This is a genomic window from Halopseudomonas oceani (assembly GCF_963677335.1).
GTDB classification, from domain to species: Bacteria; Pseudomonadota; Gammaproteobacteria; order Pseudomonadales; family Pseudomonadaceae; genus Halopseudomonas; species Halopseudomonas oceani.
The window spans coordinates 3,268,795-3,283,906 of sequence record NZ_OY781932.1; the positions used below are offsets into that span (position 1 = coordinate 3,268,795).

Genomic DNA, 15,112 nt, shown 5'->3' on the forward strand with positions numbered 1-15,112 from the left:
CGTTGGCGACTCACCCTACCCCGTTCATCCTAATGCTGGCGCTACGGCATTACCAGCAGCACCAGTGCCTCCGTTACCGACTATCAGCTTAGCCAGCTCAGACACATCCAGCAGCGCACACATGTGATCAATAACCGTACCAGCCAGCCAGGGGCGCTTGCCCTGCTGGGAGCGCCACTTGATCTGATCCGGCTCCAGCCGAATCGACTGGTGTACACCGTGCACGGCCATACCCCAGTCAAAACCTTCTACCGAAATCACGAAAGAGAGGCTGTCCTTCAACTCGGGCGTATAACGCTCCGGCATAACCCAGCGCGCCGTATCCAGCACCTTGATGTTGCCAGCCTGGGTCGAAAGGATGCCAAGAAACCAGTCCGGCTGACCAAACAACGGAGTGATTTCATCTTCCAGCGGGTAAATCGTACCAAGCAACACCAGCGGTACCGCCAGCTTAAGACCGCCAACATCGAACAGCAGGGCCTCAAAGGCCTGCTCCCGCCATTGCGGCACCGGCTTGAGTGCCGGCGTATCCAGAACCGGCTCCGAGACCGACTCGGTTTCAGCAACCGGCGGCGCCTCGACAACGGGTTTCTCTGCCTCGCGCAGCAATTGGGGTTGCACCGGCTTAGGCTCGACGACAACCGGTGTCGGTGCAACGGCCGCCTCGCTACCCTGCTCGGCACGCGCCAGCTCATCAGCCGCATCCTGCAGCAACGCATCCAGATAATGCTGAATGGTCTGCTCAGGTACAAACTCCTGAACGGGCAACAAAGGTTTACTCATAACAACCAGTTCATCTCGCATCGCCGGTCCCCCACAGGAACTGGCCTTGACTCTGTATCGGCTCGCCAGCGCAAAGCATTAGCGCAGGCGTCAGAAGACAGACTACTCGCATTCAAGCCACCTGCTCATTGCGGCTGAGCGACTGCGCCAGCAAAAAGCGCAACAACGCACGATAGGCCAACACACCACGCGCATTCGAATCCAGCTGCGAGGGCACCAGGCCCGCAAGACTCGCATCTCGCAGTTTGGTATCAATCGGGATATAGGCCTGCCACAGGTGCTCGGCGTAATCGCGCCGTAACAGGCGCAGCGTGTTGAGTGACGCCTGGGTACGGCGGTCAAACAGGGTCGGTACAATGGTGTAAGGCAATGCCTGCTTGCGCGAGCGATTGACCATGTTGAGCGTATGCACCATCCGCTCCAGCCCCTTGAGCGCCAGAAACTCGGTCTGCACCGGAATAATCAACTGCTCACAAGCGGCCAGCGCATTGATCATCGACACCCCCAGCAACGGAGGGCTATCGATGATAACAAACTGGTACTCGTTCCAGAGTTGTGCCAGCGCCCGCGAGATTACCAGACCATACCCACCCTGAGCCGCCGACTGCCGCTCAAGCGTTGCCAGCGAGGTACTCGATGGCAGCAAGCTGATATTCGGGTGGGAGGTCTCCTTCAGCAGCGCCGCCGCCAAGCCTTCCGGTACATGCCCGTTGTGTTGAAATAGATTGAATACACTACTGGTCAGCTGGTCCGGATCCTGACCAAAATAACTGGTCATAGAGCCGTGTGGATCAAGGTCTACCACCAGCACCTTCTGACCTTGATCTGCAAGCAAGCCCGCCAGCGCGACGGCTGTCGTGGTCTTGCCCACCCCGCCCTTCTGGTTGGCTACCGCCCAGACTCTCATACCTTACCTCCGGAGATGCGGATACTGCGTTGCATCTCGCCACAATAATGAAACGCCAACATTCTGACAGCCCGCCGCCTAATTTACCTATCGCAGAGTGTCCGATGCAGAACCCGTGCCAGAAGCCGGGGCGGTGCGCGCTTCGCGCATCACATCAATTCGGCCATCAGGTTCGGCTATCTGCTCATGCCGATTGTCCAGAAAACGCGACACCAGCAACACCACCCGACGATTGGCCTTGCGCCCTGCGGCCGTGGTGTTATCGGCAACGGGTCTAAATTCACCATAGCCTACTGCGGCCAGCCGGTCAGGGTTGACGCCGCCATTGCTCAGCATTCGTACCACACTGGCCGCCCGCGCGGCCGACAGCTCCCAATTGGTGGGGTATCGACCGGAGCGAATCGGGATGTTATCGGTAAAACCCTCAACATGTACCGGATTGTCATACGGCTTGAGAATCATCGCGATCCGGTCAATCAGGTCGAAGGCTGCATCCAGCGGCAATGCATCACCACTGGGAAACAGCAGACCGGAGCTTAACTCGATCTCAACCCACATCTCGTTACCCCGGACCTCAAGCTCACCGGCCTGAATCAGATCACCGAAGGCTGCTTCCATCGCCTGCGTAATATCTTGCAGCGCGTCGCTGCTGCCGTCTGGCGTACCGGCGCCGGAGGCATCGTTATTTTCGCGTGTAAGCCCACGCGGCAGCTCAGTACCAACCTGAATCGGGTCTACCGAGCGCTGGGGTTGATTGAAAGCGCCGACCAGCGTATCGGACAGTACCTTGTACTTGCCCTCGTTCACGGAAGAAATCGAATACATGACGACAAAAAAAGCGAACAGCAGGGTGATGAAGTCCGCATAGGACACCAGCCAGCGCTCGTGATTTTCGTGCTCTTCCGGTCTGGATCGGCGCATGGTTCAACCTCTAATCCAGAAAGCCCTCGAGCTTCATTTCGATGGACCGCGGATTCTCGCCCTCGGCAATCGACATCAGACCTTCGAGCAACATCTCACGGTACTTGGATTGCTGCAGCACCACCGACTTCAGCTTCGCTGCAGTCGGCAGCATGAACAGGTTGGCCAGCGCCACCCCATAAATGGTGGCCACAAAGGCGACCGCGATACCGGCACCCAGCCGGGATGGGTCGGCTAGATTGCCCATCACGTGGATCAGCCCCATCACTGCACCGATGATACCGATGGTCGGGGCGTAGCCGCCCATGCATTCGTAGACCTTGGCCGCCATCAGATCGCCGTGTTCCTTGTTGACCAGATCAACTTCCATAATACTGCGCAATGCTTCCGGCTCACTGCCGTCAACCAGAAGCTGCAACCCCTTGCGGGCGAAGCCATCGGGCTCAAGCTCTGCCAGACTTTCCAGGCCAAGCAGACCCTCTTTGCGGGCGATGGTGCTCCAGTTGATAACCTGACCAATACCTTCACGCATGCGATTGGCTGGAGGAAAAACGATCCAGGGAAGGATCGCCAGCGCCCGCTTGAAAACCGTCAACGGCGTCTGGATAAACGCAGCGCCAAGGGTGCCACCGATCACGATCAGACCAGCAGGCCCGTTCAGCAGCGCAGTTGCATGTCCGCCCTCAAGATAGTTGCCGCCAATAATGGCGATAAACGCCAGAATGACGCCAATAACACTGAGGATATCCATCAGCCTAGCTCAGCCAAATAGCGGCCGATCTCATCCAGGTTGTAGATGCCATCAGCCAGGTTTGCCTTGGCCACAGCCATCGGCATTCCGTATATCACACAGCTTGCCTCGTCCTGCGCCCAAACCGAGCTGCCGGCCTGCTTGAGCATGCGAGCACCTTCACGACCATCGGCCCCCATCCCGGTCAGGACAACAGCCAGCACCTTATCCTGAAACGCCTTGGCGGCCGAACCAAAGGTCACATCCACGCAGGGCTTGTAGTTCAGGCGTTCATCACCGGGCAGAATACGCACCACACCCCGCGAATCCACCATCATCTGCTTGCCCCCCGGAGCAAGCAGCGCTCGGCCTGGGCGCAGCACGTCACCGTCCTCTGCCTCCTTGACCGAAATCCGACACAACTTGTCGAGACGCTCGGCAAACGCCTTGGTAAAGGCTGCTGGCATGTGCTGAATCAGCAACAACGGCGCAGGGAAGCTGGCAGGAAGCTGGGTAAGCACCTTCTGCAGCGCAACCGGGCCACCGGTAGAGGTGCCGATAGCAACCAGTTTGTAGCTGCGCTTGCGCGGTGCAGGGCTGTTTTTCACCGGCGCAGCGGGCGCGGGTGCAGCCGTTGGACGCGCGGTAGCAGTGCTCGACAGGCCCGAAGCCGGACGCGAAGTCGAGCCAGGCGCAGAAGATGTCGAGGACGCAGCGGAGGAATGCAGACCAAGCGATCGGCGATTGGTGCGGGCCAATGCAGTGACCCGCTCGCACAGCATCTGCCGGACCTTGTCCGGGTTACGCGAAATATCTTCGAAGTTCTTCGGCAGATAATCGGCGGCGCCAGCATCCAGCGCATCCAGGCTGACGCGCGCGCCTTCGTAGGTTAGCGAGGAGAACATGATCACCGGCGTCGGACAGCGCTGCATGATCTGGCGCACCGCCTCAATGCCGTCCATGACCGGCATCTCGTAGTCCATGGTGATCACATCCGGGTGCAGCGCCAGCGTCTGATCGATGGCTTCACGACCATTGTTGGCAGTACCGACCACCTGGATTTGTGGATCGCCGGCCAGTATCTCTGTCACCCTGCGGCGAAAGAAACCGGAATCGTCGACCACCAGAACCTTAACCGCCATACCCTCTCCTGAACTGCATCCTGCACATGAAATGATTCATCACTGTCTTTGCGGGGTTGTGCTACTCCGCAAAGGGCACTCGATACACCCTTACCGCAGGCTTACGCCTCCGGCAAGACGATCAAATGCGCCGCGCATACCGCTTGAGCAGGCTGGGAATATCCAGGATCAGAGCAATGCGACCGTCGCCGGTAATGGTTGCCCCGGCCATACCGGCAGTGCCCTGCAGCATCCGCCCAAGCGGCTTGATGACAACCTCTTCCTGGCCAACCAGTTGATCAACCACGAAACCGACTCTCTGGGTACCAACAGAAACGATAACTACGCTGGCCGCCGAATGATCGCTGGTATCTTCCACGCCAGGCATCAGCCACTGTTTGAGATAAAACAATGGCAGCGCCTTATCGCGGACGATAATGACTTCCTGACCATCCACCACGTTGGTGCGTGACAGATCCAGGCTGTAGATTTCGTTAACACTAACCAGCGGCAGCGCGAACGCCTGATCGGCCAGCATGACCATCAGCGTTGGCATGATCGCCAGCGTCAACGGCACCTTGATCGCGATGCGCGAGCCCTGCCCCTTAGTAGACTCAATGTTAATGGTGCCATTGAGCTGGGAAATCTTGGTTTTGACTACGTCCATGCCAACACCGCGGCCGGACACATCGGAAATCTCGGTCTTGGTAGAGAAACCTGGTGCCAGAATCAGGTTGAAACACTCGGAATCGCTCAACCGATCAGCCGCATCCTTCTCCATCATGCCTTTCTCGACGGCCTTGGCACGAAGGATTTCCGGGTCCATCCCACGCCCATCGTCGACGATTGTCAGCAGAATGTGATCCACTTCCTGCTGAGCAGCCAGCACCACCTTGCCAGTTCGCGGTTTACCGGCAGCCTCACGCTCGCTCGGCAGCTCAATACCGTGGTCAACCGAGTTACGCACCAAGTGAACCAGCGGATCAGCCAGCGCTTCGACAAGGTTCTTGTCGAGATCGGTCTCTTCGCCAATCAGCTCGAGATTGATTTCCTTCTTGAGGTTACGCGCCAGATCACGAACAACCCGCGGGAAGCGCCCGAACACCTTCTTGATCGGTTGCATCCGAGTCTTCATGACCGACATTTGCAGGTCGGCAGTGACCACATCCAGATTGCCGACAGCCTTGCCCAGTTCCTCATCGCCACTGGCCACGCCCAGGCGCACCAGTCGATTGCGCACGAGCACCAGCTCACCAACCATGTTCATGATTTCGTCAAGCCGCGCAGTGTCGACTCGCACGGTGGTATCGGCAGCTGGTGCCTCGCCAGCAGGATGAGCCTTGGCTGCAGCAGGCGCCGCAGCCTTCGCTGCCGGCTTGGCCTCGGGTTTGACGTCGGGCTTGGCTGCAGGTGTAGGTGCCTTGGCTGCAGGGGGGGTGCCTGATTCCGCCTTCGCGGCTGGCTTGCTGGCCCCGGCACTGTCTTCGGCCAGGCCCGGCGCAGAACCTTTGCCGTGCAACTGATCAAGCAGCGCCTCGAACTCATCGTCGGTGATGTGATCGTCGCCGCCGGCAGCCGCTGGCGCACTGTCTGCTGCGGGCGCGGCGGGCGAACTAGGCGCAGCGGACGCTTCAACAGCACCGGGCGCAGAGCCCTTGCCGTGCAGCTGATCAAGCAGCGCTTCGAATTCGTCGTCGGTAATTTCGTCTCCGCCGGCAGCGGCAGGTTTGGACGAATCGGCAGGTGCAGCGGCGCCAGCCGCGACCGAGGGCGCTTTACCTGCGCCATGCAGCTCATCCAGCAGCGCTTCAAATTCGTCGTCGGATATCTCGTCGGATGCCGCACTGGCGGCTGGCTCGGGGGTAGCCTTGGCTGCCGCAGTCGGCGCACTGCCATCGCCGTGCAGGGCATCCAGCAACTGCTCAAATTCGTCGTCAGTAATATCGCCGTCAGCCGCAGCTGCAGGGGCGGCCGTTTCAACCGGCTCGGCTTCAGGCTCGGATTTCTCGACGGCAGCAGGTGCCGCAGCAACTTCGTCGGCCGAAGCGGGCTGAGCCAGGGCCGACAGTGCTGCCAGCAATGCCGGGTCTGCAGGCGTAGGCTCTTCGCTTTCTCGAACCTGGGCGAACATGCCGTTGACCGTATCCAGCGCCTGCAGCACAACATCCATCAACTCGGGGGAAACCGTTCGCTCACCCTTGCGCAGAATGTCGAACACGTTTTCAGCGATATGACAGCAGGCAACGAGGGCATCGAGCTGCAGAAAGCCAGCGCCGCCTTTTACGGTGTGAAAGCCGCGGAAGATGGCGTTAAGCAGATCCATGTCGTCAGGCCGGTTTTCCAGCTCGACCAACTGTTCGGACAACTGCTCGAGAATCTCGCCGGCCTCGACCAGAAAGTCCTGGAGAATCTCTTCATCCGCATCGAAACTCATGCACCCACTCCCCTCGGGCGTGTTATCGGAAGACTACGCACCACCACCACGGACTTGCGTCCAGGCACTGCGCCGTCATTCAACGTTGCTGCCAGGTTGCCACCTTGGGCAGTCAAACTGCCGACGCGCCTGATGCACGGCAGCTACAACTGACATCAGAATCCGAGACTGGACAGAAGGTCGTCGACCTCATCCTGACCGGAAACAACGTCTTCCCTTTTATCGGCATGAATTTGCGGACCTTCACCCCTGGAGGAGGATTTTTTTGCCTCTTCCGGCGTATCGCCATGGTTGATGCCGGTAATGCGGTCGACTTGCCCCGCCATACGGACCAGATTGACCAGACTCTCTTCGACATCGTGCACAAGCGTGATCACACGCTTGATGACCTGACCGGTCAGATCCTGATAATCCTGCGCCAGCAGGATGTCGTTCAGATTGATCGACAAATCCTTACTGGTACTTTCGGTGTGCTCAAGGAATTCGCCAACCCGGCGATAGAGATCACGGAATTCATCGGCCGCCATCTCGCGGCGCTGTAGCCGCTGCCAATCTGCCTTCAAGGCACTAGCCTGCTGCCCCAGATCACCGACCTTGGGCGCACTGACCTCAACCAGATCCATCGTGCGGTTGGCTGCCTTGTCGGTCAGCTGAACCACATAGTCGAGCCGGTCGGACGCATCGGAAATTTTGGACGAGTCGGTATCAGCCCCCAGCGCATGGGTGGTATCGATCTGAAAATTGACGATCGCGTTGTGCAGCGCCCGGGTCAGCTGTCCCACTTCGTGGTAGAGGCCGCGGTCACGCGCCTGGTTGATCGCATGAATGACCAGCAACGCTTCACCGAAGTTGCCGCTTTCGAGGTGACCAACCAGCTGGTGCGCATTGTCCTTCAGCGAATGTTCAAATTCCTGAGCAGTCGCCTGGCCGGGATCCTTACTCAAAGCCATAACCTGTACCCCGGTTGATTATTATTTAGCCTGAACTCGCTCAAAGATCTTTTCGATCTTTTCTTTCAATGCCTGCGCAGTGAAAGGCTTAACCACATAACCATTAACGCCTGCCTGCGCGGCTTCAATGATCTGGTCGCGCTTTGCCTCGGCCGTTACCATCAGCACCGGAAGGTGCTTGAGCCGTTCATCGGCACGCACCGCACGCAACAGGTCGATGCCGCTCATGCCGGGCATATTCCAGTCCGTCACCAGGAAATCGAAACTGCCACTCTGCAACATCGGCAGCGCAGTATTGCCGTCGTCGGCTTCGGCTGTGTTGGTAAACCCAAGGTCGCGCAACAGGTTCTTGATGATGCGCCTCATCGTCGAAAAATCATCAACGATGAGAATTTTCATGTTCTTGTCCAAGTCGACCTCCGTACAAACCAGGGAATGTGCAGGCCTGCACCCCAGAAACCCATCGCAAATAACCAAACAAGCCGTAAAAGAAGCTCTGATCAATCGACTGCCATCAGCAGACTGATCGGACGCGCCCTTCGTGTCACCATCCTGGCGACCGACACAACACTGCTAGTACCTGTCGAGCAATCCGAGCATTGTCCGGATGTTGACGACAAAATCAATCATTTCGCCAACTGACCAGCTTCGAACGCAGTCGGGCAGCACACTGACTGTGCAATTGACTGACCCGCGATTCACTGACGCCCAGTACGGCGCCAATTTCCTTGAGGTTAAGCTCCTCGTCGTAATAAAGCGACAGCAACAGCCGCTCACGCTCCGGCAAACTGTCGATAGCCTCAATCAAAGCCGCCCTGAAGCGCTCATCCTGCAGCCCCGAAAAAGGCTCTTCCCCGCCCTGCACATCGGCCGGCGCACCCGACTCCAGCAGGTCATCAAAGCTGAACAACTTGCTGCCGGCGGTGTCGCTGAGAATCGTATAGTACTCCTCGAGACTCATTTCCAACTCGGCAGCAATCTCGTGATCTTTAGCGTCACGCCCAAGTCGCGCCTCCACAGCACGCATCGCATCACTGACCATACGGGTATTGCGGTGAACCGAGCGCGGCGCCCAGTCCCCCTTGCGCACTTCATCAAGCATCGCACCGCGAATGCGAATACCGGCGTAGGTTTCAAAGCTGGCACCCTTGCCGAAATCAAATTTGCGGGAGGCTTCGAGCAGGCCGATCATGCCCGCCTGCATAAGATCTTCAACCTGAACGCTGGATGGCAAGCGCCCCAGCAAGTGATAGGCAATCCGCTTGACCAAAGGAGCATATTGCTCGACGAGACGATCCTGTTCTCCTGCTGAACTCTGTGCTCGTGTATACATGCTCAATCCGCCAGCCTGTGCTGTCATAGACCAGACCCTGTGGGCTGCACCAGACGCTCGACAAAAAACTCAAGGTGTCCGCGCGGGTTAGCCGGCAAAGGCCAGGCATCCACTTTCTGGGCAATCGCGCGAATCGCCAGTGAGGCTTTGCTGCGCGGGAACGCTTCGAATACCGCGCGCTGCTTCTGAACCGATTTGCGCACTGCTTCGTCATAGGGAACCGCACCGACATACTGCAGCGCGACGTCGAGAAAACGGTCTGTCACTTTGGTGAGCTTAGCAAAGACCATGCGACCTTCCTGCGGCGTGCCGACCATATTGGCCAATACGCGGAAACGAGTCATGCCGTAATCACGGTTGAGCAGCTTGATCAATGCATAGGCGTCGGTGATCGAGGTCGGCTCGTCACAGACGACCACCAGCGCTTCCTGGGCGGCGCGCACAAAGCTGACAACTGAATCACCGATACCTGCTGCGGTATCGACGATCAGTACATCGATATTGTCACCGATCTCGCTGAACGCCTGAATTAAACCGGCATGCTGCTGGTGACTGAGGCTGACCATGTTGGCCGCACCTGAAGCGGCAGGCACAATACGGATGCCGCCAGGGCCGGTGACCAGAACGTCGCGCAGGTCGCACTTGCCTTCCAGCACATCAGCCAGCGTGGCCTTGGGCTTGAGACCAAGCAGCACATCGACATTCGCCAAACCAAGGTCAGCGTCAAGCAGAACGACGCGTCGCCCCATTTCCGCCAGAGCAAGGCTGAGGTTCACCGACACGTTGGTCTTGCCGATGCCACCCTTACCACCGGTGACTGCGATTACCTGAACCGGATGTTTGCTGCCCATCTGCGCTGATTACCTTAATTCTGTGAAATTGCTTAACTTGCCCGCTGGGTATGCATCATACCGGCAAAAACGTCGGCCATGGTCTGATCTGCCGGAGCATCGTTGCCAGCCATGCTGACGGCACGACTGACCAGTTGGTGCCCAACAGCACGGCTGATATCGTCCGGTATGCGCTGGCCATCTGCCAGATAGGCTACCGGCAAACCCTGCTCCATCGCCAGCCCCAGCGACTCACCAAGCGTAGCTGCTTCATCAATTTTGGTGAGAATGCAGCCGGACAGCCCGCAAGCCTTGTAGGTGTGATAGGCAGCCTTCATTACCCGATGCTGACTGGTTGCGGCCAACACCAGCAGGTTGCGTACACGGTGGCCTTGACGAGCCAGCGTATCAAGCTGCCCGCGCAGATAGGGATCATTGGCCTGCAGGCCAGCGGTGTCGATCAGCACCAGTCGCTTGCCGGCAAAATCGGCCAGCACATCGTTGAGATCCTGCTTTTCGTCAACTACCTTGACCGGCACGTTGAGAATTCGCCCCAGGGTGCGGAGCTGCTCATGGGCACCGATACGGTAGGTGTCCATGGTCACCAGAGCAACGTGCTGGCTGCCGTGCTTAAGCACGTAGCGGGCAGCCAGCTTGCCGAGGGTCGTGGTCTTGCCAGCCCCGGTAGGGCCGACCAGCGCGATCACGCCGCCGGCATCGAGCGGCTCTTCGCGCAGCACCGGTACGCGGTGGGCCAGATAGGCCAGCAGCATACGCCAGGCCTGACGCGGCTCGGTCACGTCAGAAACCTGACGCAGCAAATCCTGACTGACCTCAGCTGGCAACCCCATCTGGGTCAGCCGTCGCCACAGGCCAGCCTGCTTCGGCTTATGCTGATTGAGCTGTCCCCAGGCCATCCCCCCCAGCTGCGACTCAAGCATCTCTCGCAGACCCGCAAGCTCGGCGCGCATCGCACTCAGGCCAGCGTCATCGCCAGACTGAGCCGGCGCCGCTTCAGCCGCTGCAGGCCGCGCGCTGGTTGCAGCCGGCTCAACCGGTTCCTGAATCAGACGATCCAGCAGGTCGCGGGCTTCTACCGACCCCTGACGCGCCGCGTGGCGCATGCTGTCACCAAACAGCTGGCGATTGACCAACGGCTGGTCGTGGGAAGCCATCTCGCCCACCTCCAGCTCGGCGCGGGCGGCAACAATGCGCTCCTGGGTCTTCTTCAATTCGGTATCCAGACCCGGTGTCGGCGTGGTCAGACGGGGCGCCTCGTAGTCCAGCGCAGCGGTCAGCTCGACGCCACCGGCAACCCGGCGATTGGCGATGATCGACGCATCAGCGCCCAGCTCATCGCGAACCAGCTTCATCGCCTGGCGCATGTCTGCGGCAAAGAAACGTTTGACTTTCATGGCTGACCTCGTCGCTTTTCTGGCACCGCCCGCTGGCGGCTGCTGTCATTCATTCAGAGTGCTGCAGTTCAGTTCTGGCCAACCGTCGCAATGATGGTGACCTGCTTGCTGTCCGGAATTTCCTGGTAGGACAGTACATGGGCGCCCGGGGCTGCGTAGCGGACAAACTTGGCCATCATCATTCGAATCGGCCCCGCCACCAGCAGCACTGCCGGCTTGCCCTGCACTTCCTGCCGCTGTACGGCATCGGACAGCGAGCGCTGCAACTTCTCAGCCATGCCAGGCTCCAGCAACATACCGTCGTCTGCGCCCTGACCGGCCTTCTGCATACTCTGTAGCAACATCTGTTCCAACCTTGGCTCCAGCGTGATCACAGGCAGCTGAGAGTCAAGCCCCACAATGCTTTGCACGATTGAGCGCGACAACGCGACCCGGACTGCGCCAATCAGTGCGCCGGTATCTTGACTCTTGTTCGAGTTGTTGGCGATGGCCTCGGCGATGGTCCGAATATCCCTGACCGGCACCTGTTCCTGCAGCAATCCCTGCAGCACCTTGAGCAGATTCGACAGGGAAATCAGCCCCGGTACCAGCTCCTCCGCCAGCTTGGGCGAGGCCTTGGCGAGCACCTGCATCAACTGCTGCACCTCTTCGTGACCGATCAGCTCATGGGCATGCTTGTGGAGAATCTGGTTGATGTGCGTGGCGACCACGGTACTGGCATCCACCACGGTGTAGCCGAGCGACTGCGCCTGATCCTTCTGGCTCGGCTCGATCCAGACCGCATCCAGACCAAACGCAGGATCCTTGCCGGGCACGCCCTTGATTTCGCCAAACACTTGACCCGGATTGATCGCCAACTCACGATCGGGGTAGATCTCTGCTTCGGCAACACCCACCCCCATGAGCGTCAGGCGATAAGCATTGGGCGCCAGATCCAGGTTGTCGCGGATGTGAACCGACGGCATCAGAAAACCCAGGTCCTGCGACAGCTTCTTGCGCACGCCCTTTATTCGCGCCAACAGTTGGCCACCCTGATTGCGGTCAACCAGCGGAATCAGCCGATAGCCGACCTCCAGCCCCACCATATCCACCGGAGTAACGTCGTCCCAACCCAGCTCACGGGTCTCGGGCGACTGTACCGCGGGTAGTTGCGCCTGCTGACGCTCGGCCTCAACCTTTTCCTCGGCCTTGACCTGCTGACGTTTGGCAATGAAGTAGGCACCACCAGCAGCCAATGCCCCGAGGCTCAGGAACGAGAAATGGGGCATGCCGGGAATCAAGCCCATGACGACAAGGATCGCCGCCGCGACCGCCAGCGCCTTGGGCGAGGCAAACATTTGGCGCTGCACCTGAGCGCCCATGTCCTCGGAGGTCGATACACGGGTAACCATGATCGCAGCAGCCGTCGAGAGCAGCAGCGACGGAATCTGCGCCACCAGGCCGTCACCAATGGTCAGCAGTACGTAGATCCGACCCGCCTCGGCGAACGGCAGGCCGTGCTGGGCCATACCGATGGCAAGGCCGCCAATCACGTTAATGAACAGAATCAGCAGACCGGCGACGGCATCACCACGAACAAACTTGCTGGCACCGTCCATGGAGCCGTAAAACTCGGCCTCCTGGGCGACTTCCTGACGACGTGCCTTGGCTTGTTCCTGATCAATAAGGCCCGAGTTGAGATCGGCATCAATCGCCATCTGCTTGCCGGGCATTGCATCCAGAGTGAAGCGCGCGCTCACTTCCGAGATACGCCCGGCACCCTTCGTGACGACCACGAAGTTGATGATCATCAAGATCGCGAACACCACCAGACCGACCACATAGTTACCGCCGATAACTACCTCACCGAAGGCCTGAATCACCTTACCGGCGGCATCCCCCCCCTCGTGGCCATACAGCAGCACCACACGGGTGGAGGCGACGTTCAGCGCCAGACGCAGTAATGTCGCTACCAGCAAAATTGTCGGGAACACCGCGAAGTCAAGCGGGCGCAAGGCGTAGGCGCCAACCAGCAATACCACAAGCGACAGGGCAATGTTGAAGGTAAACAGAACGTCGAGCAGGAACGGCGGGATCGGCAGCATCATCATGCCGAGCATCACCAACAGCAAAATAGGGATCCCCAGACTGCCGTGGCGCAAACCGGCCAGGTTGGTCCGCATAGTGCCCATCATTTGCGCGCGATCAACAGCCATCGATGAAAAGGTCCCCAGATCAAATATTTGACGCAGATTGCGTTGTATCGAGGTCTACGCAAGAAGCGTTCCAGTTTCAGAACCAGCGACGCCAGAGCGGATCTACCAATGGTTGCCCGCCCGCAGTCGAGTTCTGGTTCGTCCCGGCAAACCTTCTGATAAACTGCTTGGCGATATAGCGGCAAAGGAAGGCCAGACTACTGCCTCGGCAGGCGCGTGAGCGCCACACTGAGCTTCGCCATACACTGTCACCACGGCCAGCCATCCCGCCCCAGCCGGCCGTAACTCGAGAGGTATCATGCGCGCGTACATCGCCCTGTTACTGGGACTGAGCATCACCCTCACCGGATGCCAAAGCCTGTCTCAACCCGATAGCCTCCTCAGCCGGTCGGGCGACGTGATCAAGACCCAAAGCCAGCGCCTGGCTGAACTCGCGAGCAGGCTGACCGACGACCCGGCGGCCCAGCAACGTCACGCGGAAGTCGAGGCCCTGTTTGCGCAGCAGTATATTGACCCGCTCACCCGCTACCTGAACAAACACACCAACGACGCGGACTACGCTGACTACGTGCCACTGGTCCAGGAAGAACGAGACACCCGCTGCAAGGCAATCGGCCAACGCTACCAGGCCGAGCAACCCACCCGCGAGAACCTGCAACGACTACGTGCTGGCTATCAGTTTTCCTGCCCTCAGCAGGTGAGCGACTTTGCCGCCCGGGTACCACAACCCAGCGAAGCGCCTGCCGCCAGCACGACCACCAGCAGCTCCGGCAGCAGCAGTGCAGCGACCAGCCAGCAGGAAAACTGCTATCTGCTGTTCGCCATCCGCAACTACAGCCAGGCCGCTACGGCCTGTGAAGCGGCAGCTGCCGCGGGCGATGCCAAGTCCCAGCATCACCTGGCGAGCATTGTCAGCAGCACCGGACAGAGCAGCATGGCGCTGCGCTGGGCGCGCGCTTCTGCCGATCAGGGCGACACCGCGGGCCAGTTGCTGCTGGCCGATCTGCTGCAACAGCAAAACAGCAGCGAGAGCGACATCGAAGCCTTCACCTGGCTGCAAAAGGCAGCAAGCAGTGGCCAACCCGAGGCCCGCTACCAACTGGCCCTGGCCTACCTGAACGGAACCGGGACCGCTGTCAGCCCGGAGAAGGCTGAAGGTCAGCTGCGCCGTGCTGCGCTGTCAGAGCACGTGCCCGCCATGCTGCAGCTCGCGCGCAGCCATCCCGGCACGGCCTCCGCTCGCCAGTGGCTCAGCGAGGCCGCAGAGCGTGACTCCGCCGAAGGACAGTACCGTTTGGGACTTGATTACCTGCAAGGCGACGGTGGGCCGCAAGACCTGGAGCAGGCCTACTTCTGGCTCAGCCTTGCGCTGATGAACGGGGAGTCTCGCAGCCGTCGCTACGTCGAACAGCTGTCAGGCCAACTCAGCAATGACCAGCTGACCAGCGCGCGCAGCGCTCTGCAACAGCGCCTCAATAGCCGCTAACACACTC

At 59.5% G+C, this 15,112-nt stretch carries 13 protein-coding genes; 1 reads left to right on the plus strand and 12 read right to left on the minus strand.

Annotated features, from left to right (window positions below):
- Positions 1–24 precede the first annotated feature (24 nt).
- From ACKPCU_RS15245 to flhA, 12 genes are all read right to left on the minus strand, one after another.
- Positions 25–783 (minus strand): chemotaxis protein CheW, encoded by a 759-nt coding sequence (locus ACKPCU_RS15245; protein WP_321348010.1) that lies wholly within the window; start codon positions 781–783, stop codon positions 25–27.
- A gap of 112 nt (positions 784–895) precedes the next feature.
- Positions 896–1,690, minus strand: a complete 795-nt coding sequence (locus ACKPCU_RS15250) for a ParA family protein (protein WP_104737834.1) — start codon at positions 1,688–1,690, stop codon at positions 896–898.
- A gap of 87 nt (positions 1,691–1,777) precedes the next feature.
- Positions 1,778–2,611 carry a flagellar motor protein MotD gene (gene motD / locus ACKPCU_RS15255; RefSeq protein ID WP_321348012.1) on the minus strand — a complete coding sequence of 278 codons (834 nt, stop codon included), beginning with the start codon at positions 2,609–2,611 and terminating at the stop codon, positions 1,778–1,780.
- A gap of 10 nt (positions 2,612–2,621) precedes the next feature.
- A complete protein-coding gene (locus ACKPCU_RS15260; protein ID WP_104737836.1) occupies positions 2,622–3,362 on the minus strand; it encodes a flagellar motor protein in 741 nt (246 codons plus the stop codon).
- Positions 3,362–4,483 (minus strand): protein-glutamate methylesterase/protein-glutamine glutaminase, encoded by a 1,122-nt coding sequence (locus tag ACKPCU_RS15265; protein ID WP_104737837.1) that lies wholly within the window; start codon positions 4,481–4,483, stop codon positions 3,362–3,364. The genes ACKPCU_RS15260 and ACKPCU_RS15265 overlap by 1 nt, the downstream gene beginning before the upstream one ends.
- A gap of 121 nt (positions 4,484–4,604) precedes the next feature.
- The gene (locus ACKPCU_RS15270) at positions 4,605–6,896 is read right to left on the minus strand and encodes a chemotaxis protein CheA (protein ID WP_321348017.1); all 2,292 of its coding nucleotides are present in this window, start codon (positions 6,894–6,896) and stop codon (positions 4,605–4,607) included.
- Between the two features lie 155 nt (positions 6,897–7,051).
- Entirely contained in the window at positions 7,052–7,846 is a 795-nt protein-coding gene (locus ACKPCU_RS15275) for a protein phosphatase CheZ (RefSeq protein ID WP_321348019.1), read from the minus strand.
- Positions 7,847–7,867: 21 nt separating this feature from the next.
- The gene (locus ACKPCU_RS15280) at positions 7,868–8,245 is read right to left on the minus strand and encodes a chemotaxis response regulator CheY (protein ID WP_172409633.1); all 378 of its coding nucleotides are present in this window, start codon (positions 8,243–8,245) and stop codon (positions 7,868–7,870) included.
- A gap of 223 nt (positions 8,246–8,468) precedes the next feature.
- Positions 8,469–9,206, minus strand: a complete 738-nt coding sequence (locus ACKPCU_RS15285; protein WP_104737840.1) for an RNA polymerase sigma factor FliA — start codon at positions 9,204–9,206, stop codon at positions 8,469–8,471.
- Positions 9,203–10,030 carry a flagellar synthesis regulator FleN gene (fleN, locus tag ACKPCU_RS15290; RefSeq protein ID WP_104737841.1) on the minus strand — a complete coding sequence of 276 codons (828 nt, stop codon included), beginning with the start codon at positions 10,028–10,030 and terminating at the stop codon, positions 9,203–9,205. Before fleN ends, ACKPCU_RS15285 begins: the two co-directional genes overlap by 4 nt.
- Positions 10,031–10,062: 32 nt before the next feature.
- Positions 10,063–11,424 carry a flagellar biosynthesis protein FlhF gene (flhF, locus tag ACKPCU_RS15295; protein WP_321348024.1) on the minus strand — a complete coding sequence of 454 codons (1,362 nt, stop codon included), beginning with the start codon at positions 11,422–11,424 and terminating at the stop codon, positions 10,063–10,065.
- 68 nt (positions 11,425–11,492) lie between these two features.
- Complete coding sequence (gene flhA / locus ACKPCU_RS15300) at positions 11,493–13,598, minus strand: flagellar biosynthesis protein FlhA (RefSeq protein ID WP_373289764.1); 2,106 nt, start codon at positions 13,596–13,598, stop codon at positions 11,493–11,495.
- Positions 13,599–13,917: 319 nt separating this feature from the next.
- Between flhA and ACKPCU_RS15305 the strand changes: the two genes are divergently transcribed.
- A complete protein-coding gene (locus ACKPCU_RS15305; protein ID WP_321348027.1) occupies positions 13,918–15,105 on the plus strand; it encodes a tetratricopeptide repeat protein in 1,188 nt (395 codons plus the stop codon).
- Positions 15,106–15,112: the final 7 nt, after the last annotated feature.